This window comes from Actinoplanes sp. G11-F43 (assembly GCF_050589265.1).
Taxonomy (GTDB): Bacteria; Actinomycetota; Actinomycetes; order Mycobacteriales; family Micromonosporaceae; genus Actinoplanes.
On record NZ_JBNZCE010000023.1, the window covers coordinates 138,413 to 159,225 of the forward strand.

Annotated in this window: 19 protein-coding genes and 1 pseudogene; 8 read left to right on the top strand and 12 right to left on the bottom strand. The window is 71.3% G+C overall.

What is annotated here, in order from left to right; all coding sequences use genetic code 11:
• The first annotated feature begins 9 nt into the window (after positions 1 to 9).
• Positions 10 to 861, top strand: a complete 852-nt coding sequence (locus ACQ0O7_RS26300; RefSeq protein WP_430785325.1) for a ketopantoate reductase family protein — start codon at positions 10 to 12, stop codon at positions 859 to 861.
• Here the strand turns inward: ACQ0O7_RS26300 and ACQ0O7_RS26305 are convergent.
• The gene (locus ACQ0O7_RS26305; RefSeq protein ID WP_430785327.1) at positions 852 to 1,007 is read right to left on the bottom strand and encodes an alpha/beta fold hydrolase; all 156 of its coding nucleotides are present in this window, start codon (positions 1,005 to 1,007) and stop codon (positions 852 to 854) included. The two genes, ACQ0O7_RS26300 and ACQ0O7_RS26305, sit on opposite strands and share 10 nt — an antisense overlap.
• Before the next feature lie 52 nt (positions 1,008 to 1,059).
• Positions 1,060 to 1,521 (bottom strand): annotated as a pseudogene (locus ACQ0O7_RS26310) (alpha/beta fold hydrolase); the annotation flags it as partial.
• Positions 1,522 to 1,542: 21 nt separating this feature from the next.
• Here ACQ0O7_RS26310 and ACQ0O7_RS26315 point away from each other — a divergent pair.
• The 4 genes from ACQ0O7_RS26315 to ACQ0O7_RS26330 all read left to right on the top strand — a co-directional run bounded on the left by ACQ0O7_RS26315 (position 1,543) and on the right by ACQ0O7_RS26330 (position 5,591).
• Positions 1,543 to 1,929 (top strand): VOC family protein, encoded by a 387-nt coding sequence (locus ACQ0O7_RS26315; RefSeq protein WP_430785647.1) that lies wholly within the window; start codon positions 1,543 to 1,545, stop codon positions 1,927 to 1,929.
• Between the two features lie 825 nt (positions 1,930 to 2,754).
• Positions 2,755 to 3,558 carry an SAM-dependent methyltransferase gene (locus ACQ0O7_RS26320; RefSeq protein ID WP_430785329.1) on the top strand — a complete coding sequence of 268 codons (804 nt, stop codon included), beginning with the start codon at positions 2,755 to 2,757 and terminating at the stop codon, positions 3,556 to 3,558.
• A 102-nt stretch (positions 3,559 to 3,660) separates the two neighbouring features.
• Positions 3,661 to 4,779: a glycoside hydrolase family 19 protein gene (locus ACQ0O7_RS26325; protein ID WP_430785331.1), complete on the top strand. Its 1,119-nt coding sequence runs from the start codon at positions 3,661 to 3,663 to the stop codon at positions 4,777 to 4,779.
• The gene (locus tag ACQ0O7_RS26330; protein WP_430785333.1) at positions 4,779 to 5,591 is read left to right on the top strand and encodes a cysteine/serine endopeptidase inhibitor; all 813 of its coding nucleotides are present in this window, start codon (positions 4,779 to 4,781) and stop codon (positions 5,589 to 5,591) included. The genes ACQ0O7_RS26325 and ACQ0O7_RS26330 overlap by 1 nt, the downstream gene beginning before the upstream one ends.
• 703 nt (positions 5,592 to 6,294) lie before the next feature.
• On the opposite strand, the gene ACQ0O7_RS26335 is transcribed toward ACQ0O7_RS26330, so the two are convergent.
• The 10 genes from ACQ0O7_RS26335 to ACQ0O7_RS26380 form a co-directional block, all read right to left on the bottom strand.
• Positions 6,295 to 7,725: an RICIN domain-containing protein gene (locus ACQ0O7_RS26335; RefSeq protein WP_430785335.1), complete on the bottom strand. Its 1,431-nt coding sequence runs from the start codon at positions 7,723 to 7,725 to the stop codon at positions 6,295 to 6,297.
• Between the two features lie 96 nt (positions 7,726 to 7,821).
• Positions 7,822 to 10,452, bottom strand: coding sequence for an AAA family ATPase (locus ACQ0O7_RS26340; RefSeq protein ID WP_430785337.1), 2,631 nt, complete (start codon positions 10,450 to 10,452; stop codon positions 7,822 to 7,824).
• Between the two features lie 76 nt (positions 10,453 to 10,528).
• Positions 10,529 to 11,302, bottom strand: a complete 774-nt coding sequence (locus ACQ0O7_RS26345) for a hypothetical protein (RefSeq protein ID WP_430785339.1) — start codon at positions 11,300 to 11,302, stop codon at positions 10,529 to 10,531.
• Between the two features lie 253 nt (positions 11,303 to 11,555).
• On the bottom strand, positions 11,556 to 12,053 hold the full coding sequence (locus tag ACQ0O7_RS26350) for a hypothetical protein (protein WP_430785341.1): 498 nt from the start codon (positions 12,051 to 12,053) through the stop codon (positions 11,556 to 11,558).
• Positions 12,054 to 12,704 (bottom strand): response regulator, encoded by a 651-nt coding sequence (locus ACQ0O7_RS26355; protein ID WP_430785343.1) that lies wholly within the window; start codon positions 12,702 to 12,704, stop codon positions 12,054 to 12,056.
• On the bottom strand, positions 12,697 to 13,824 hold the full coding sequence (locus ACQ0O7_RS26360; protein WP_430785345.1) for a sensor histidine kinase: 1,128 nt from the start codon (positions 13,822 to 13,824) through the stop codon (positions 12,697 to 12,699). The genes ACQ0O7_RS26355 and ACQ0O7_RS26360 overlap by 8 nt, the downstream gene beginning before the upstream one ends.
• The gene (locus ACQ0O7_RS26365; protein ID WP_430785347.1) at positions 13,825 to 14,595 is read right to left on the bottom strand and encodes an ABC transporter permease; all 771 of its coding nucleotides are present in this window, start codon (positions 14,593 to 14,595) and stop codon (positions 13,825 to 13,827) included.
• Positions 14,592 to 15,482, bottom strand: coding sequence for an ABC transporter ATP-binding protein (locus tag ACQ0O7_RS26370; protein ID WP_430785349.1), 891 nt, complete (start codon positions 15,480 to 15,482; stop codon positions 14,592 to 14,594). The genes ACQ0O7_RS26365 and ACQ0O7_RS26370 overlap by 4 nt, the downstream gene beginning before the upstream one ends.
• 10 nt (positions 15,483 to 15,492) lie before the next feature.
• Positions 15,493 to 16,317 carry an SGNH/GDSL hydrolase family protein gene (locus ACQ0O7_RS26375; protein WP_430785351.1) on the bottom strand — a complete coding sequence of 275 codons (825 nt, stop codon included), beginning with the start codon at positions 16,315 to 16,317 and terminating at the stop codon, positions 15,493 to 15,495.
• A gap of 131 nt (positions 16,318 to 16,448) precedes the next feature.
• Positions 16,449 to 17,501, bottom strand: a complete 1,053-nt coding sequence (locus ACQ0O7_RS26380) for a LacI family DNA-binding transcriptional regulator (protein ID WP_430785353.1) — start codon at positions 17,499 to 17,501, stop codon at positions 16,449 to 16,451.
• Positions 17,502 to 17,684: 183 nt separating this feature from the next.
• Here ACQ0O7_RS26380 and ACQ0O7_RS26385 point away from each other — a divergent pair, with 183 nt between their 5' ends.
• The 3 genes from ACQ0O7_RS26385 to ACQ0O7_RS26395 are packed head-to-tail and all read left to right on the top strand — an operon-like array spanning position 17,685 to position 20,809.
• Complete coding sequence (locus ACQ0O7_RS26385) at positions 17,685 to 18,983, top strand: ABC transporter substrate-binding protein (protein WP_430785355.1); 1,299 nt, start codon at positions 17,685 to 17,687, stop codon at positions 18,981 to 18,983.
• Between the two features lie 4 nt (positions 18,984 to 18,987).
• Entirely contained in the window at positions 18,988 to 19,956 is a 969-nt protein-coding gene (locus tag ACQ0O7_RS26390; protein ID WP_430785357.1) for a carbohydrate ABC transporter permease, read from the top strand.
• A gap of 1 nt (position 19,957) precedes the next feature.
• A complete protein-coding gene (locus ACQ0O7_RS26395) occupies positions 19,958 to 20,809 on the top strand; it encodes a carbohydrate ABC transporter permease (RefSeq protein ID WP_430785359.1) in 852 nt (283 codons plus the stop codon).
• Positions 20,810 to 20,813 lie beyond the last annotated feature (4 nt).

Consider the following 20,813-nt stretch of genomic DNA (forward strand, 5'->3'; position numbering starts at 1 on the left):
TGGGTTCGGGTGAAACTGCTCGTCTACGGCGCCGGGGTTCTCGGCAGCCTGTTCGCCGTGCGCATGCACGAGGCCGGCCATGAGGTCGCCCTGCTGGCCCGTGGGAAACGCCTGGCCGCCCTCCGTCGGCACGGTGTGCTGCTGGCCGAGGGAGACAGCCCGGACGTCCGGGCTGTCCCGGTGCCGATTGCCGAACGCCCCGAGAACGGGTACGACCTGACCGCCGTCCTCGTCCGCACCCACCAGGTGGACGCCGTGCTGGAATCGCTCGCCGGAGTCGACGGCGACGTGCTGTTCCTGCTCAACTGGGCGGCCGGGCCACAACCGCTGCAGGCGGCGCTCGGCCCCGGGCGGGTGCTGATCGGCTTCCCGATGAACGGCGGCACGATGGACGGTGACGTGGTCCGCTACCGGGCGTCCAGTGCGGTGACCCGGCTGGTCCCGATGCCGATCGGCGAGCCCGACGGCAGCCTCACCCCACGCCTGGAACGGATCGTGCGCACCTTCCGGGCCGCCGGGCTGCCCGCCCAGGCCGAGCCGCGGATGAACGACTGGCTACGCACGCACGCCGCTCTCGAAGTGCCCCTCGGCCAGGCCGTGCACGCCGCCGGTGGGCCGAAAGCGCTGGCCGCGGACACGTACGCGATCCGGTCCTTGATCCACCGCTGGCGCCGCGAGTTGCCGGCCGAGTTGTTCCCGCGCTGGTCCGGGCTGGTCCGGACCGTGCCGGAAGGCGTCATGACGACGGTGCTGCGACGGTTCCTGCGCAGCACCGTCGCCGGGCACAGCGGTCTGGCCGACGGCGGCCCCGCGACGATCGGGGAACTCGACCGGCTGGCCGAGCAACTGCGTCACAGCTGAATCAGGCCGGCGATCCGCTCCGGCAGGCCGGGGGAGAAGAAATTGTGACCCATTCCCGGTACGACGGTCAGCCTCGCCCCGGGGATCGCCGCGGCGAGTGCCTGCCCGTGGTCGAGCGGGAACACCGGATCCTGGTCGCCGTGCACGATCAGGGTCCCCGCGCGGCAGATCAGAGACGGGCGGCTTCCACACCGACGTCGGGCGGTGCCCCATCGGTGCGGTGGTCAGCAGCGTCAGCGACCGCACCCGGGACGGCGCGTGCACACCCAGCCACTGCGCGAGCATCCCGCCCATCGAGGCTCCGGCGATGTGGGCTGAGGCGATCCCGTACCCGTCGAGCACGGCCAGGCAGTCGGCGGCCAGGTCGGCTGTCGCGTACGGGTGGGTCTCGAAGTCGACGGTGCTCGACAGCCCGGTGTCGCGGTGATCGAAGCGGATCACCTGCACGCCCCGTTCCACCAGGTGTTCGACGAGGGTGTCCGGCCAGGTGAAGCCCTGTGCGGCGGCGCCCGCGATCAGCAGCACCGCCGGATCGCCGGGGTGGCCGGAACGTTCGGTCCACAACCGCAGCGGCCCCGAGACCACGAAACGGCTCATGCCGGAACCCTCGTTCCGCCGGTGCGATGGATCCACAGCGCCGACGCCCCCACATATGATCATCGATGGGTGCAGGATAGTGCAGTGACCTCCTACATCTCGCACACCTCCATCGACTGTGCCGACGCCTACACCCTGTCGCGCTGGTGGCAGACCGTCCTGGACTGGACCGACCCGCCGGAGGGCCCCGACCAGCCCGGCGACGAGGAGTGCCTGATCGTCGCCCGGGAAGGCCGGCACCAGCTGCTGTTCATTCAGGTGCCCGACGCCAAACAGGTCAAGAACCGGATCCACTTCGACCTGCGCCCCACCGAGGGCGACCGGGACACCGAACTGGCCCGCCTGCTCGCCCTGGGCGCCATCGAGGTCGACGACCTGCGCAGACCCGACGGCACCGGCTGGGTGGTCCTGGCCGATCCGGAGGGCAACGAGTTCTGCATCCTGCGCGGCGATGCCGAGCAGACCGGCTGACGCCGATGCACATCCGCCGGTTCCGGCCGGGCGGCGAGCAAGCGGTCGCCGTGATCATTCAAGACTGCTTGCGTACGGTGAACAGCCGCGACCGTCCGGCCCAGTTGATCGACCGGACGTCGCGAGTGTCGAGCCCGCCAGACGATGCACCGGACGCCCTCCGTGCTCGACCGTCCGGGTGGCCCCGCCGAACGCCCGCACTGTTCGGCTCGTGTGCCGGCGTCTGGCGGCCCACCCCGGCGGTGTCACGCGCACGCCGCACGCCGGACGCACGCCGCTCGCCGGACGCACGCCGCTCGCCGGACGCACGCCGCACGCCGGACGCATGTCGCGGGCACTGGGGTCTTGTTCTCGACCGTCTGATCCCTCGCGGTCAATCCCTCCCGCCGGCGACTCGCCCAGCGGCGATCTTGGTGGTTTCACCACCGGAGAAGAGTCTTCCTCTGGGCTGCTGACCCGCTGGCGGTCACTCCCCGCGCGAGTGTCCGCCTCCCGGCCCCGACTTGGCCGATCTTGGTGGATTTACCACCGGAAACGGTGGTAAATCCACCAAGATCTCTGCTGGGTCGGGTCACCCGCGCGGAAGCTGACCGCAAGTGATCAGGCAGAACGCCACCTGTGCCCGCAGCGCCGGCTCGGAGATGTCCACCAGGCCGGCGGAGGGCGGTGACCACCGCATTCGCCCGGCGGCCGCCGGACGGTCCGGTGTGCCGCCCGGCTCGCGCGGACGAGGCGGGGCGGCCCGATTCTGGGGGGGCGTCGGGCGTACCACCAAGAGGTGTGTGGGTGACGACAACCGTGCGCCGGGTCACTATCGTGGGGGCGATGGGAGCGAGCGGCTTGGATACGTCGGTTCCGCACAGCGCGCGGATCTACGACTACCTGCTGGGCGGCAAGGACAACTTCGAGGCCGACCGGATCGCGGCCGAGCAGATCATGAAAGGTTCGCCGAACCTGGCGGTGTCGATGCGCGCCAACCGGCAGTTCATGGCCCGGATGGCCGGGCATGTGGCGCGCGAGCACGGGATGCGGCAGTTCCTGGACATCGGGACCGGCCTGCCGACCGCGCCGAACCTGCACGAGGTGGTCCAGGACATCGATCCGGCCGCGCGGGTGGTCTACGTCGACAACGATCCGATCGTTCTGGTGCACGCGCGGGCGCTGCTGACCAGCACCAGCCAGGGGCGTGCCGCCTATCTGGACGCCGACCTGGCCCACGCGGATGCGATCATGCGGTCGCCGGAGGTCCGCGGCACCCTGGACCTGAGCCGGCCGGTGGTGGTGAGCCTGATCGCGATGCTGCACTTCATCGTCGACGATGCCCAGGTGAACGCGGTGATCCGCACCCTGCTGGACCCGCTGGCGCCGGGCAGCATGCTGGCGATCTCCACACTGACCGCGGATTCGGCGCCGGAGGAGGTGGCGCGCGGGGTGGCCGGGTATCGGGCGCAGGGGATCGCGGCGAAGGCCCGCACGCGGGAGCAGGTGGAGGCGCTGTTCGGCGGTCTGGAGCTGCTGGATCCGGGGGTGTGCCTGGTGCATCACTGGCATCCGGTCCCGGGCCGGCCGGTCCCCGCCGACGACGAGGTCTTCGTGTACGGCGGGGTCGCGGTCAAGCGCCCGCGCTAAAAACAAGAAACCTTACATATCTTTACACGTCGATGTACGACGGTGTTGCATATGAGGTAGCCGCGGCCCCTTGGCAGAATCGACAAGGACGGACTTCCTTGCATGAGCATCCCTGACGTGCGTAGGACCCTGCTCGCTGTTCTCATCAGCCTGGTCACCGCGGCCGGTCTCGCCGGTTTCTCGATCTCGCCCGCCTCGGCCGCCACCGGCACCATCACCGGGCTGGGCGGCAAGTGCATCGGCGCGGCCGGTGGCAACACCGCCGACGGCACGGCGATCGACCTCTACCCCTGTGTCGGCGACGCCACCCAGCAGTGGACGCGGCCGGGTGACGGCACCGTCCGGACCGCCGGCAAATGCCTGGACGTCTCCAACGCGGGCACCGCCGACGGCACCAGGATCCAGCTGTGGACCTGCAACGGCACGGTCGCGCAGCGATGGGAGTACAGCGGCGCCCGCGACCTGGTGAACCCGAACGCCAACAAGTGCCTGGACCTGAAGGGCGGGTCGTCGGCCGACCTCACCATCGTCCAGTTGTGGACCTGCAACGGCACCGGCGCGCAGAAGTGGAACGTGCCGGCGGCCGGCGGCAACCCGGGTGGCGGTTTCGTGGTCAGTGAGGCCCAGTTCAACCAGATGTTCCCGGGGCGCAACGGCTTCTACACGTACAGCGGGCTGATCAGTGCGATAAGCGCCTATCCGGCGTTCGCGGGCGCCGGCGGTGACACCGTCCGGCGGCAGGAGGCGGCGGCGTTCCTGGCCAACGTCAACCACGAGACCGGCGGCCTGGTCCACATCGTGGAGCAGAACACCGCCAACTACCCGCACTACTGTGACTGGAACCAGCCGTTCGGGTGCCCGGCCGGGCAGGCCGCCTACTACGGTCGCGGCCCGATCCAGCTGTCCTGGAACTACAACTACAAGGCGGCCGGTGACGCGCTCGGCATCAACCTGCTCAACGACCCGTGGCAGGTGCAGAACAACGCCGCGACGGCCTGGAAGACCGGCCTGTGGTTCTGGATGACGTCGACCGGCGCGGGCAGCATGACCGGCCACAACGCGATGGTCAACGGGGCCGGGTTCGGGCAGACCATCCGGACCATCAACGGCACCCTGGAATGCAACGGGGCGAACCCGGGCCAGGTGCAGAGCCGGGTCGACGCGTACCTGCGGTTCACCCAGATCCTGGGTGTCGCGGCCGGCAGCAACCTCTACTGCTGATGGGACGCCGGATCCTGCTGGCGGTGGCGGTGCTGTTCGCCGTGCTGCTGCCGGCCGGCCCCGCCGCGGCCGTCCCGATCGGCCAGGTCATGACCGGGAAGACCACCTTCTACAACGACGCCGGTTACGGCTCGTGCGGCACGCCGATCAACGCCGCCACCGAGATGCTGGTCGCGGTCTCCCACACCTGGTGGACCACCGCCAACCCGAACCTGGACCCGATCTGCCAGGGCATCGGCGTCGAGGTGACCTACAACGGGCGGACGATCACCGTACCGGTGAAGGACAAATGCCCGTCCTGCGCCGCCGGCCACATCGACCTGAGTCAGGCGGCGTTCGCCCGGTTCGCCTCGGTCGATCCGTCGAACACTCCGGGCGTACTCCCGGTGACCTGGAAGTTCGTCAACACCGACGGTGGTGGCGGTGGCGGGCGGACCGGCCCGATCACCGGCCTGGCGGGCAAGTGCATCGGCGCTGCGGGCGGCAACACCGCCGCCGGCACGGCCGTCGACCTGTACTCGTGTGTCGGCGACGCCACCCAGCGGTGGACGCTGCCCGGCGACGGCACGATCCGCACCGCCGGCCGATGCCTGGACGTGTCCGGCTCGGGCACCGCCGACGGCACGAGGATCCAGCTGTGGGACTGCAACGGCACCGGCGCCCAGCAATGGGTCTTCAGCAGCGCCCGCGACCTGGTCAACCCGAACGCCGGCAAATGCCTCGACCTGACGGGCGGCTCCTCGGCGGACTTCACCGTGGTCCAGCTCTGGACCTGCAACGGCACCGGAGCCCAGAAGTGGACGATCCCATGAAACCCTGAGAAATCCCTTTACGGTACGCCCGTCGGCTCCACAGAAATCGGGCCGCCCCGCCTCGTCCCCGCGAGGCGGGCGTCCCACCGGACCGCCCGGCGACCACCGGGCGAATGCGACGGTCACCAAACGTGTGGTCATTTCCGGCTCGAATCGAGCCGGAAATGACCACACGAACCGCGCAGCCGCCCGGCGGCGGAATCGCGACGACTGTGGGGGCGGAGTGTCTCAACCAGCGGGGCGGGCCGCACCCGCCCGTTCGGCCCGGCCGGGCCTCCGCGCGGGCCGGGGCCGTGCCACCCGTCCCGTCCCGACGGCCGGGCCACGATGAACAGGCCCGCCTCCTGGCCGGCGGCGATCATCCTGGTCCTGGTCTGCGGCGGTCCGGCCCCGCGCCACCGGCCTGAACACGCTGCTCCTCTGCCCGCTGCTGATCATCGCGGTGATCGTCGTGGGAGCGGTCCGGGCATGGTCGGCCCGGCGAGACTGACACCGTTCGGCACCGCGCCGGCGTCGTCGATCAGGTAGCGGGGGAGGCCGGCGGTCGCCGCCGGGTCTCGGCCCAGGCGCCGTCCGGGCCGAGTCGGCAGGCGCGCTGCCGGATGTCACGTTCACCGATCGGATGCGGCGGGCCGCTCCCGGCGTGTGATCGATCGGCGGATCCCGCCCGGCCGGACAGTGGCTCCGGCCGGGCGGGCGGAGGTCACATGACGATGGTGGACTGTGGGCCGGAGCTTGCCTTGACCAGGGCGGGCACGCCGGCCGCCGGGTCGAGGGTGTAGGAGTAGAAGCTGCTCGGGGTGAACGCCGAACCGGACGTCTCCTGCCGGCCGCTGGAGTTCACCACGATGCTGCCGGTCTGGCGGAGCTGGGCGCCGGTCGCGGTGTCCGGGTAGTAGGGGTTCTTCACGTTCTCGAAGTAGCTGTTCTCGATCACCATCCTGGTGGCGCCACGGGCGTAGTTGCCGTACGAGGTGATGTTCTGCATGTAGTTGTTGTAGAGGTGGGCGTACGCCAGATTGTCGGCACTGGGGTTTCGCTGGTTGGTGTTGTGGATCCAGTTGTGGTGGATGGTCATCCGGGCCACCACGTTCTCAGTCCAGCCGATGCCGAAGTTCTTGTTGTGGCCGCCCATCCGGTTCCACGACACCGTCACGTGGTTGGTGTCCTTGCGGGAGTCGATGGTGCCGTCGTTGATGTTCTGGAACGTGTTGTGGTCGATCCACACGTGGTCGGCGGTGTCCATCTGGATGCCGTCGTAGTCGTAGTCCTTGTCGTCCGGGTCGTCGGCGGCCATGTCGGTGTCACCGATGGTCAGGTTCCGGATGATGACGTTGCGGACTCCGGCGCCGAGGAAGAAGCCGCCGCCCTTGAGCCGCCCGGTGGTGCCCACACCGACGATGGTCTTGTTGGACTTGACCGGGATCTCGTAGCCGTAGGTGGCCGAGGTCATGGTGCCGTTGACCCGGATCACGTACGGCTCGGTGGCTGTCGCGTACCGCAGCAGGTCGGCGTAGCCGGAGACGGTGACGGTGGCGCCGCCCGCGCCGCCGGTGGTGCCCTGCGCGAACCCGTCGGCGACGTTCGACCAGCTGGAGCCGGCCGACACCTGGTTGAACGACCACTGCATGCGGGCGACGTCCGAGCAGGTCTCCTGCACGATCGGGTTGTTCCCGGCGGTGGAGCCGTCCTTGTTGCTCAGGCACAGGCCGCTGGACGCGCTCTTGACCAGGAACCTGCCGGATGCGGCGGTGGAGGCGGTCAGGGACCAGGTCTGGTTGGCGCCGGCCCCGCAGGTGTACTGCCAGAGCTGTGTGCCGGAGGCGGTGCTGGAGTTCGGCACGTCCACACACTTGGCGCTTCTGGTGTTGGTGAGGCCGAACGCCCCGTTCTGGGCGACGGCCTTGAACTGCTGTTCGGTGGCGGCGGTGTGGCAGGCGACCTGCACCAGCGGGGCGCTGTCGGCGGTGGAGGCCCCGGACACCACGACACATTTGCCGCTGGAGCCGGAGGCCAGGGTGTAGACGCCACCGGACACGGGGGTGGTGGCGGCCGAGGAGGGGAGGGTGGACAGGGCGACGATGGCGATCGGCACCGCGAGCAGCACGGCGGATCCGATGAGCCGCTTCTTCATGGAGCGCACTCCCTTGGGGATGGGGACGGTCACCCGAGTAGATGCGCGCGGTGGACTGCGGATCACCGAAAATCTTGGCCGGATCCGGCGCGCCGGTCACCTCCCGTCGCGGCGGCGCAGTTCGCGGCGGGAGGTGATGCCGGTCTTCTGGAAGATGCTGCGCAGGTGGGCGTCGACGGTTCGGGGGCTGAGGAACAACTCGGTGGCCACCTCCTTGGTGGTGGCGCCGGCGGCCACCAGCTGGGCGATGCGCTGCTCCTGAGAGGTGAGCCCGGTCGACGGCTGGGCGGGCCGGCCGGCTGTGCCGGTGGCCGTCAACTCGGTGGCGGCACGTTTGGCGAAGGCCTCCATCGAGGTGTCGGTGAAGATCCGGTGAGCCGCCTGCAACTGCCCGCGGCTCTCCCCGAGCCGGCCGCGGCGGCGCAGCCATTCGCCGTACAGCAGGTGGGCGCGGCCCCGGTAGGGCAGCAGCAGGCTCTCGCTCAGCAGATCGACGGCTTCGCGGTACTGCCCCTCGTCGTCGGTGGTCAGGGCCCGGCAGTACGCCGTGACACCGAGCGCGGTGGCGGTGGCGCTCGCCGTGGTGCGCCGGGCCAGGTCGGTGAGGGCGGCGGTGGCCCGGTCCGTGCGCCGGGTGCGCACCGACGCCTCGATGAGTTCGGGGAGGGCGACACCGATCAGCAGCGGGTCACCGAGGGCGACGGCCTGCTCGGCGGCGGCCATCGCGGCGGGATAGGCCGTCCGGGCGTTCGCGGTCACCGCTGTCGCCCAGTGGGCGTTGGCCGCCAGATAGCCGGTGCGGTCGGAGGCGTCGAGGATCCGGGTGACGAGTTCGCTGGTCTCGCGGGGCCGGCCGGCCATCGCCGCCACGTGCAGCCGATGGCACAGCGCGGGCGGCCTGCCCCCGGCCCTGGCGAGTGCCTCCTCCCGCGCGGTCAGGGCGTTCGCGGTGGTCAGATCGCCGGTGAACGCGGCGTGGGAGGCGCCCAGCGAGAGGCCGAGCCGCAGGGTGTCCGGTGAGCCGGATTCGCGGGCCGCCCGCATCACGTTCCCGACGCCGTCCGCGGACGCCCGTGGATCCCACAGCACCGCCGTGAACAGGTAGCTCAGCGCCGGCCGTTGCTCGTACAGCCGGTTGTCCTCCCGCAGCAGATCCCGCAGCAGCGGTACGGCGGCGTGGTGCTCGCCGCCGAACAGCAGCCGGCCGACGTCCAGCAGATCGGGCACCGGGTCACCGGGCCCGCCGGTCAGCAGGCGGCCGGTCACGGCGTCGGAGCGCCCGGCCATCAGGCTCATCTCCACCGCGTCGAGCCGGTACTGGCGGGACCGGCGCGGATCCTGTTCGGCCAGACGTTCCGCGGCGCTCAGGAGAAGCCCCGGCCCGTCCCCACCGTCGTTCCGGGTGAACGCCACCCGGGCACGTAACCGGTCGTACCGCACCTGTCCCTCGGTGTGGAGCGCGGCGCTCTCGACGGCGGCCAGCAGGGTCGCCGCCCGTCCGGTGTCGCCGGCGTCGAGATGGGCCTGTGCGGCCCGCAGGACGCGGTCGGTGCGCCGGTCGTCGTCGACGGTGAGTGTCGCCGCGCGTTCCAGGAAGGCGGCGGCGCCGGCTCCACCCGCGGGCGGGCTGACACGTTCCAGTTCGGCGGCCACCTCGTCGTCGGGGCCGGCGCAGGCCTGGGCCCGGTGCCAGGCCCGCCGGTCCGGCGCGAGATCGGGGTCGGTCACCGCGGCGAGCGCCAGGTGGGCGATCCGCCGTAGCCGGGGGTCGGCGGCCCGGTAACAGGCCGAGCGGGCGAGCGGATGGCAGAAGAGGACCCGGGCGCCGACCTCGGCCAGCCCGGTTCCGGTCAGGACGGCGCCGGCCGCGGGCATGCCGACGCCGAGCCGCCGGGCGGCGGCCCAGAACAGCGCGGGACTGCCGGTGGGGTCGGCGCTCGCCACCGCCAGCAGCAGTTTCGCGGTTTCGGACGCGCGGGTGAAACGCTCCTGGTATCGCCGTTCGACCCGGCACGGTGCGGTGGCCGTGTCCGCGGGTGCGTAGCCGCCGGCCACGAGGCGCTGGCGAAGACCCAGCGGGTTTCCGCGCGCCTCGGCCCGGAGCCGTTCGAGCACCCGGGGGTCGCCGCCGTCGGGCAGCAGGGTTCGTGCCTCCTCGTCGGCCAGCCCGGTCAGCACATGGGCCGGAAGGTCGTCGAGTCCGCAGGCCCGGCACGGGGTGCGCTGCGCGGCGAGCACCACGACCGGTTCCGCGGACAGCCGACGGGCGGTGAAGGCGAGGGTCCGGGCCGACACGGTGTCCAGCCATTGGGCGTCGTCGACCAGGATGAGCAACGGCCGGTCCCGGGCGACGGTGGTGACCAGGGACAGCACGGCGGTGTTGGTCCGGAACGCGCCGGTGGGCGCCGAGCCGTCGTCGAGGGCCCGCTGGACGGCCTCCCGCTGGGTGTCCGGGAGCCCGGCGCCGTGCGGCAGCAGGGAGAGGCACAGCTGATGCAGTGCGGCGAACGGCAGGTCGGACTCGAACCGGGAGCCGGAGCAGCGGACCACCCGGAATCCGGTGGCGTCCCGGCCGGCGAAGTCGAGCAGGGCGCTCTTGCCGATGCCGGCTTCGCCCCGCAGGACCAGGGCGCCGCCCGTGCCGGTCCGGGCCGCGCCGAGGAGCCCGCTGATGTGCCGGGTCTCGTCCCGACGGCCGATCAGCACGGGTTCGGTTCCGTGCTCCATGCTGGTGGTGATGATGATCCCTCCCTGTGCGGGTACCGCCCCGTGGTCGCAGGGACGGTACCCGTCGGGTGTTACGTCACCGGATCAGCTCCGGGCGGCGATGTCCGCGTTGGACGATCGAGGTCGGTGGGCGCCGCCTCCCGTGATCGTTCCGGCTCTGGAGCATGTGCTGCGCGGCTATCAGGAAGAGCGTCATCACGCCCAGTTCCCCGGCGGTCTCGGTGAGGGTGAGGGCGACGTACTCGCGGGTACTGAGCCAGGGCTTCAGAACGAAGGGGGCCATGTCGACGACGACGGCGAATCCGGCGAGCGCGGCCATCAGCGCGAGCAAGGTCCAGGAGTGCCGCCGGGCGAATCCGCGGGCACGCACATGGGTGATCAGCACCGCGCTCCCCAGAACGGCCATCGGCCCGGCCCAGGCGAGCAGTTCGCCGAGGTCCTGCGGACGCAAGCCGATGACCGAGGGCAGGCCGACCGTCCGGGCCAGCAGGCCACCGAAGTGTTCGTGCAGCAGCAGGAAGTCGTCCGCGACCAGGAAGCCCAGCACCAGCGCCCAGACCCCGTGAGCGGTCGAGTGCCGTTCGCGCCAGATGATGATCAGGACCACGGCCGCCGCCAGAAGCGTGACATGGCCGAGCAGTTCGGAGTACGAACCGTCCAGGTGGCCGGCCCATCGGCGATCGGTGAAGTGCCCCTTCGCCCGGATCTTGACCACGTTCGCGACCAGGAGGAACACGTTGACCAGCGCCAGCGACACGGCCAGGATCCACCACGAGGGCCGGAACCTGGGCGGCGCCGCGTGCGCGCCCGGCCGGCGCCGTCGCTGACCGGGTCCGCTCAAGTCACTCATCGCCCTCTCCCCGCTCGGGATGGAGGGCAGCCGGCCGACCGGACCGTCACATCAGCGGCGCCCGGCATCCCGGTGTCTCAACAATGTCCGGGAGGATGATCGGGGGCTCTCCGTGAATTCCGGTGGCGGCCCGGTGGCGACCAGGCGTTTTCGACATGAACATGCGGCGACCATCAGATGAGGATTTCTTCATGGTGACCGCCGGCGGCACCCACCGGACGGTGCCGGCGCGTGGGCGCCACCGGCGGGCCGGTCAGCCGGCGGGAACCGCGGTGGCCGGGTCGGTCAGGGTGACGATGCCGACCGGCTCGCCGTCGCGGGCCAGCAGGATCCGGCTGGCGCCGCCATTCTCGGCGGCGATGTCCCGCAGCGTCGTCAGGCGGTCGGCGGGCACGTCGATCCGCTTGCCGCCGTCCCCGGCGATCACGGTGACCTTGCCGTACGGGCCACCCACCGTGGCGCAGATCGCCGCACCGGCCGACTCGACGTGCCAGGCGTCGACGCCGCACGGGAAGGTGTAACGGTCGAACCAGCCGCTGTCGGCACCCATCACCGACGGGGTGGTCAGCTCGGGGGATTCGTCGATCACGTAGACGTCGACCCGGGACGCGCCGTCGGGCAGGACGGTGGGTGACTTCGGCCAGCCGAGCCAGAGGACGGCCGCGACGATCAGAATGGTCACCGAGGTGGCCGTCCAGATCAGGATCGGGGTGCTACCGGGTCGCACCGGGTGACCGGCCCGCTCGCTCATCTACACCAGTCCGTTCGTGTGGGCCCAGATCACCGCGTGGACGCGGTCGCGGGCGCCGATCTTGGCCAGCACCCGGCCGACGTGGGTCTTGACCGTGGACTCGGACAGGAACAGCTGCCCGGCGATCTCCGGGTTGGACAGGCCCTGACCGATCGCGATCAGCACCTCCCGTTCCCGGGCGGTCAGCTCGCCGAGCACGTCACCACCGGCCGGGGACGGCACCCGTCCGCCCTGGTAGACGTCGAGCAGGGTGCGGGTGATGCGCGGCGACACCACCGCCTCACCGGCCGCCACCGTGCGCACGGCGTGGATCAGGTCGGCCGACGGCGCGTCCTTGAGCAGGAACCCGCTGGCCCCGGCGCGCAGACCGTTGAAGGCGTACTCGTCCAGGTCGAAGGTGGTCAGGATCAGCACCCGGGTGCCGGGGCAGTGGGCGACGACGTCCCGGGTCGCCTCGATGCCGTCCATGATCGGCATCCGGACGTCCATCAGCACCACGTCCGGCCGCAGCTCGCGGGCCATCAGCGCACCGGCCCGGCCGTCGCCGGCCTCGCCGACGATACGCAGGCCGGGCGCCTGCGACAGCACCATCGCCATGCCGTCGCGGAGCAGTTCCTGGTCGTCCACGAGCAGCAGGGTTATCTCAGTCATCGGTTTCCTCGGTCGGGTGGGGCAGGGTGACGCGGACGGCCCAGCCGACTGTCTGGGGTCCGGATTCGACGGTGCCGCCGTAGAGGGCGGCCCGTTCGCGCATGGCGTTGAGGCCCTGCTCGCTGCCGACCGACGGGGCCGGGCCGGTGCCGCGGCCGTCGTCGGTGACCACGATCCGGATCGGGCCGGTGTAGTCCAGGTCGGCCAGGACCTCGGTGGGATGTTCGGCGTAACGCAGCGCGTTGGTCAGCGCCTCCTGCACCACCCGGAACACCACCCGCTGCAGGCCGGGCGAGGTCGGGTCGGCGCCGCGGCGGCGCAGGGTGACCGGCAGCCCGGCGATCCGGAACGTCTCCACCAGGGTGTCCAGGTCGCCGACCACGTCGTCGCTGCCGTCGTGCAGCACCCCGAGCAGCCGGCGCATGTCCTTCATCGCCTCCCGGCCCAGGTCGGCGGCCCGCTGCACGGCCCGGCGCGAACGCTGCGGGTCGGCGTCGGCGACGGCTGTCGCGCCGTCGGCCAGCCGCACCATCACGGTCAGGTTGTGCGCGACGATGTCGTGCAGGTCGTGGGCGATCCGGGCACGTTCCCGGGCGGCCGCCAGCCGGCCCTCCTGCTCCTTCTCGTGGGCGAGCTGGGCGGCCCGGTCGACGAGCGCCCGCACGTACTGGCGGCGGATCGCGACGTTCGCGCCGATCAGCACCGCGCCGATCACGGCCAGCCCGTAGAGGCCGAGGTAGGCGATCTCGTCCCGGCCGCCGCGCAGGAACAGCTCCGCCCCCAGCACCGCCAGGGATCCGGCCGCGCCGGCCGTCACCGCGGCCAGCGAACGGTGGGCGGCCAGCGAGTACACCGCCACCGCGTACACCACCACCTGGGTCTGCGCGGTCAGGACGTCCCCGGCCACGATCACCGCCAGCACCCACCACGGGTGCGACCGCCGCCAGAGCAGCGAGAACGTCACCACCGTGTTGACCGCCAGAGCCCACCAGTCCTCGCCGGTGGGCGGCCCGTCGACGAGCACGTCGAGGTCGAGGCCGAGCGGCAGGCAGCACAGGATGATGAGCGCGGTGCTCCAGTGCGGGCGGCGGAACCGGGCGGGCCGGGACGGTGAGTTCACTCAGGCGTCCCGGCGGACCAGGTTGACGGCACCGACCACGGCGGGCACCAGCAGCCACGCGGCGACGACCGGCAGGGCCGACGACAGCGGATCGGTCCAGACCCGGGTCGCGGCCGGCGCGAACGCCAGACTCTGCAGATCGAACCGGACCAGCGGGTCGAGCATGAACAGCACCACTCTCAGCAGAAGGACGGCACCCAGGGTGAGACCGACACCGGCTGCCGTGTTGCGGACCGTGAGCGTGACGGCGAATGCGAACAGCGCGACGAGCACGCTGTATCCGATCTCCGCGCCCAGCAGCGCCTGCATTGTGCCGTACCGCGGCGGGGTGAGCCCACCGCGGTCCAGCAGGGGGAACGCGACGGCGTACGCGATGGTCAGGGACAGGCCGGCCAGGACGGTCACAGCGACCGTGACCACCGCCGCTTTCGCGGCCGTCAGACCCAGCCTGCGGGGTACGGCCACCAGGGTCACCCGGATCGCGCCGCCGGTGTATTCGCTGCTCAGCACGAGCACGGCGAGGACCACGACGGCGATCTGCAGCCCCGCCGAGGCCGACGCCAGGACCTCGGTGACCGCGTCCCGCGCGCTCACCCCGCCGGTCAGCTCCGGATCGGCGAAACCCAGCGCGGACAGCGCGCCACCACCGGCCGCGAGCAGCGGGGCCACGGCCAGGCAGAACCAGGACGAGCGCAGCGTACGCACCTTCAGCCACTCGGCGCCGATCAGCCGGGGCAGGGTCAGGCGTACCTCCGGTGTGCTGGTGGTCATCGGCGGGCCTCCTGGGTGAGAGTGAGGTAGGCGTCCTCCAGGGAAGCCGCGACGGTGGTGTTCTCGTACAGCAGCACGCCGCTCCGGTGGGCCAGCACGGCCACCTCGTCGCCGGTCAGCCCGCTGATCTCGCAGCTGCCGTCCGGCCGCCGGGCCACCGCCGCGCCGTGCTCGCGCAGCAGCTTCTCCAGGCCGTCCGGGTCGTCGGTGCGGGTGCGCACCACCCGGTGCGCGTGCCGGGACACCAGGTCGGCCAGCGACGCGTCGGCCAGCACCCGGCCCCGGCCGAGAACGATCAGCCGGTCGACGGTCTGCGCCAGCTCGCCCATCAGGTGGCTGGAGACCAGGATCGCCCGCCCCTCCCGGGCCAGGCCGCGCAGCAGCGACCGGATCCAGATGATGCCGTCCGGGTCCAGGCCGTTGGCCGGCTCGTCCAGCAGCAGCGCGGCCGGGTCGCCGAGCAGGGCGGCGGCCAGCCCGAGCCGCTGCCGCATGCCCAGCGAATACCCGCCGACCCGCCGGTCCGCGGCACCGGCCAGCCCCACCATCTCCAGCACCTCGTCGGCGCGGCGGGCGGTGATGCCGTGCGAACGGGCCAGCACCCGCAGATGGTTGCGCCCACTGCGACCGGGATGGATCGCCTCCACGTCGAGCAGCGCGCCCACCGAGCGCAGCGGCGCCGGCAGCCCCCGGTAGGGCCGGCCGTCGATCAGGCAGTGCCCGGACGTCGGCCGGTCCAGGCCCACCATCATCCGGATCGTCGTCGACTTGCCGGCCCCGTTCGGCCCGACGAAGCCGTTCACCACACCGGCTTCCAGCCGGAACGACACATTCTGTACGGCCGGGACGGCACCGTACCTCTTGGTCAGTTCATGCACCTCGATCACGGCAAGGACGCTACGGACGGGCGGCTGCCGTGCCATCCGACCGCGGTGCCCACTCCGGCTGGTACCGCGGTACCACGCCCTCGGCGCGCAGCGCGGCCAGCAGCGTCGGCAGGCTGACCGCCGCCGCTTTGGCGTATCCGGCGGCCGACGGATGGAACCGGTCCGGGCCGAACATCCGCGCCGGATCGGCCTCGAAGTGCGGGTTGAGCAGCTCGGACAGCGAGATCGGATGCCCACCGGCGGCGAGCACCGCGGCGGTCTGGGCGGCGGCCAGCCGTGCGCTGCGCCACGCCGCCAGCCAGCGCAGCGGCGGTCGCAGGGGTGGCAGGATCCGCAGGTTGGGGCAGGTTCCGACGAAGACCCGGCAGCCCGCCGCGCGCAGCCGCGCCACCGCCGCGCCGAGCTCACGGGCCGACCGGTCCAGCGGGGCGAACCGGGTGACGTCGTTGCCGCCGATGTAGACGACAGCCACCTCCGGCTCGTGCCGCAGCGCCGCGTCCACCTGGTGCGCCAGGTCGCTGGACATCGCGCCGACGACCGCGACCCGGTGCAGCAGCACCCGCCGCCGCAGGTGCCGGGCGACGGCACCGGCCAGCAGCACGCCGACGGTCTCGCGGGGCTTGGCCACCCCGTACCCGGCCGCGAACGAGTCCCCGAGCACCGCCATCCGCAGCGGCGGCCCGGGAGACCGCGGCCCGAACAGCCCTTCCACCCGGGGCGGCGGCTGCACGGCCAGCGGCACGGTCCGGTCCACCTCGCGGATCTGCGCCACCAGAACCGCGAGCACCGCCACCGGCACGGCCACCACGGTCAGAAGACCGAAAAGGATGATCACCGGGGAAGGGTAAGCCGCGATTGTGTAGAGGATGTGTGCACGCCGGATCGCCACCGAGACGATCCCGATGATCTAGGCGGCGATCCGGTACCCCCGATCAGAACAGGACACCCACGCCCCGGCCGGCCCGGTCAGTCGTGGCGCCGGTCGCGGGTGGGGCCGGCGCTGCCGCGGACCACGAACTCCACCGGTGGCAGGTGGACCGGCTCCGGCTCGCGGCCCTCGACCGCGGCGACCAGGGTCTCGGCGGCGGCGGTGCCCCAGGCCACCACGTTCTGCCGGACCGTGGTCAGGGGCGGGCGTGCGTAGGGCGCGAGCGGGATGTCGTCGAAACCGACGACGGACAGGTCCTCGGGGACGCGGACGCCGCGGTCGATGGCGGCGGAGATGCCGGCGATGGCCATCAGGTCGTTGCCGTAGACGATGGCGGTCGGCGGCTCGGCCAGATCCAGCAGCTCGTGGGTGGCGCGGGCGCCGGACGCGCCGGTGAAGTCGGCGGTCACCACCGTGCCCTCCGGCAGGCCGAGGTCGACGAGGGTGTCGTGCCAGGCCCGGCGGCGGGCCTCGGTGTGCACATACATCGGGGCGCCCATCACGTGGGCGATCCGCCGGTGGCCGAGGGAGTGCAGGTGGTGCACGGCGCGGCGGATGCCGTCGGCGTCGTTCATCCCGATCGGGATGCCCTCGCCGGGCGCGGCGTCCTCAGGCGCCAGCACGACGGCGTGCAGGCCCAGCTCGCCGACCTCGCGCGGGCGGGTGTCGCCGATGCGCACGTCGGTGAGGAAGACGCCGTCGACCCGGGAGGTGTCGGCGAACCGCTGGTAGGCGGCCCGCTCGGACTGCTCGTCACCGACCACCTGCAGCACCAGGGAGTAGTCGTGGCGGGTCAGTCCGATCTCGACGCCGGCCATGAACTGGGGGAAGAACGGGTCGGTGCTGAGCAGCTCGGGGTCGCGGCGGATGACCAGCCCGACGGCCTGGGTGCGGCTGCGGGACAGGGCGCGGGCCCGGGCGCTGGGGCGCCAGCCGAGCTCGGCGGCGGCGCGCAGGATCCGCTCGCGGGCCGAGTCGCTGACGCCGGGGCGGTTGTTGAAGACGAAGGAGACGGCGCTCTTGGAGACGCCGGCGCGGGCTGCCACATCGGCGATCACCACGCGCTTGCGAGGGGCGGGCGGTTCGGTCACGGCCCAAACTCTACCGCAGAGTTTAGAAGAAGTTTAGTGGCAGCTCAGCTGGCATATCGCCGAAAATCCGAAACACTCCAGGCACTTTAGTTAACGACCTTGACACACATCACCTAAACCGGTTTGATCGCCATGTCGAGGGCGGAGCACCCCGGCGACGAAAAGACTTGAGGAGAGAACGCGATGAGGCGTCTGACACGAGTGGCGGCGTCGGCCGCAGCCTCGATAATGCTGATTCCACTGGCCGCGTGCGGGTCCGACGGATCCGGCGGCGCGGGCGGCGAGCTGACCAGCGGCCCGATCACCATCTGGACCTCCACCAACGAGCAGGAGATCGCCTGGTCGAAGCAGGTCGTCGAGGCCTGGAACGCGGCCAACGCCGACAAGCAGGTGACCGCCCAGGCGATCCCGGCCGGCAAGTCGTCGGAGGACGTGATCGCGGCGGCGATCACCGCGGGCAACGCCCCGTGCCTGGTCTTCAACACCGCCCCGGCCGCCGTCCCCGCCTTCCAGAAGCAGGGCGGCCTGGTCAACCTGTCCAAGACGTTCGGTGACGCCGAGCAGTTCGTCACCGGCCGCTCCGGCCCGGCCGCCGACGGCTTCCGCAGCGCCGACGGCGACCTCTACCAGCTGCCCTGGAAGACCAACCCGTTCATGCTCTACTACAACAAGACGGCCTTCCAGAAGGCCGGGCTCGACCCGGAGAAGCCGGCCCTGCGGACCTACGACGAGGTCCTCGCCGCCGCGAAGGCGATCAAGGACGCCGGCGCCGCGGACGTGGCGATCTACCCGCCCGCGACCTCCGACTACACCAACGTCAACTTCGACTTCTACCCGTTCTACCTGGCCAACTCCGACGGCACGCAGTTCGTCAAGGACGGCAAGGCCACCTTCGCCAGTGCGCAGGGCAAGGAGACGCTGCAGTTCTGGCAGACCCTCTACGCCAACGGCTATTCGTCGGCCGAGGCGTACAGCGGCGACATGTGGGCCGGGCCGTTCGCCGACGGGGTCGCCGCGATGGGTGTGGCCGGGCCGTGGGGCAAGGGCCAGTTCGACGGCAAGGTGGAGTTCGGGGTGGTGCCGCTGCCCACCACCGCCGGCAAGGCCGCCGACGCCACCTCGACGTTCGCCGACTCCAAGAACATCGGCCTCTACACCGCCTGTGCGAACAAGCAGACGGCCTGGGACTTCGCCAAGTTCGCCACGAACAACGACAACGACCTCGCGCTGCTGACCACCACCGGGCAGTTCCCCACCCGTACCGACGTGCCCACCCTGGCCGCCGACTACCTGGCGGAGAACCCGTTCTTCCAGCCGTTCGCCGCCGCCGTCCCGCTCGCCGTCGACGTGCCGACGGTCGCCGGGCTCGCCGAGAAGATGCAGGCCTTCCGGGACGCGTGGAGCAGCACCGTGCAGTCCGGCAAGGGTGACCTGAACACCTTCGACCAGACGGCGGCCGACATCGACAAGCTGTCGGATTGATCCGGTGACCACCCTCCGTCAGACGGAGCCCCGGTCGCGGGGCCGGGAGACCGGGAGTGACACCCGGTCTCCCGGCGGGCCCCGCCGCCGCCGGCCCCTGCAGCGCCTGCTCGGCGAGCACCCGCTCGGACTGCTGCTCAGTGCCCCGTACACCGCGTTCGTCGTGGTCGTCTTCCTGATCCCGTTCGGGTTCGGGGTGTGGATGGCCTTCCACGACTTCTTCTTCACCGCACCCGGCGTCCAGGTGCCGCACCCGTTCGTCGGACTGGACAACTTCGAGCAGGTGCTCGGCGACCCGGTGGTCCGCAAGGCGTTCGGCAACCTGCTGATCTTCCTGGCGATCAACCTGCCGCTGACCGTGGTGCTGGCCCTGCTGCTGGCCAGCGGGCTCAACGCGGTGGTGCGCTGGAAGGTCTTCTTCCGGGTCTCGTACTACATCCCGTACGTCACGGCCTCGGTCGCCACCCTCGCGGTGTGGATCTTCATGTTCAACGGCAGCGGCGTGGTCAACCGGCTGCTCGGCGACCTCGCCCCGCAGACCACCTGGCTGGCCAACCAGGACCTGATCATGCCGCTGATCGCGGTCTACGTGACCTGGAAGAACCTCGGCTTCTACGTGCTGCTCTACCTGGCCGGGCTGCAGAGCGTGCCGAAGGAGCTGTACGAGGCGGCCGACGTCGACGGCGCGAGCACCTGGCGCCGCTTCCGGACGGTCACGCTGCCCGGCGTACGCCCGGTCACGTCCCTGGTCGTCCTGCTCTCGATCATCATGGCCGGGCAGATCTTCACCGAGCCGTACCTGCTCACCGGCGGCGGCCCGGACAACGCGTCGATGACCCCCGCGCTGCTGATGTACCAGCAGGGCATCCAACAGGCCAAACCCGACGTGGCCGCGGCGATCGGGGTGATCCTGGTGCTCGGTGTGATGACCCTGTCGCTGCTCTCGCGCCGCCTGACCGAAAGGAAGGGCTGACATGCCCACCACCCGCCGGCGGGGCGGCCCGCTCACCGCGCTGCGTTTCGTGGTCCTGGCCGTCGGGGCGTTCCTCGCGCTGGTGCCGTTCTACTACATGATCATCGGCGCGCTGCAGAAGGAACGCGACACCAGCGTCCTGGGCCTGCTGCCGCTGCCCGGCAACCTGACCCTGGACAACCTGCGCGGCGTCAACGAGTCCATCGACCTGGTCGGCGCCCTGGTCAACTCGCTGATCATGACGGCCGGGGTGGTCGGCTGCACCCTCGTGCTCGGCCTGCTCGTCGGCTACGCCCTCGCCGTGCTCTCCTTCCGCGGCCGGGGCCTGGTCTTCGCGCTGGTCCTGCTGGTCCAGGCGATCCCGTTCCAGCTGCTGATGGTGCCGCTGTACGTCATGGTGGTCCGCTACTTCCACCTGGCCGACAGCTACCTCGGGATGATCCTGCCGTTCGCCGTCAACTCGGTGGCCGTCCTGATCTTCCGGCAGTACTTCCTGCAGATCCCCAAGGACGTCTTCGACGCCGCCCGCATCGACGGCGCCGGTGAGCTGCGGATCCTGGTGTCCATCGCGGTCCCGCTGGTGCGCCCGGCGGTCCTCACCGCGATGCTGGTGACCTTCATCGGCCCGTGGAACGAGTTCCTCTGGCCGTTCCTGATCACCAAGGACGCCGAGATGCAGCCGCTGGCGGTGAGCCTGGCGAACTTCTCCCAGGCCAACTCGACCTTCGAGGCCAACCCGATGGGCGCCGTCCTGGCCGGCGCCTGCGTCCTCGCGATCCCGGCCGTCGTGCTGTTCCTGACCTTCCAGCGCTACTTCACCTCGGCGAACCTCGGCTCGGCCATCAAAGGCTGACCAG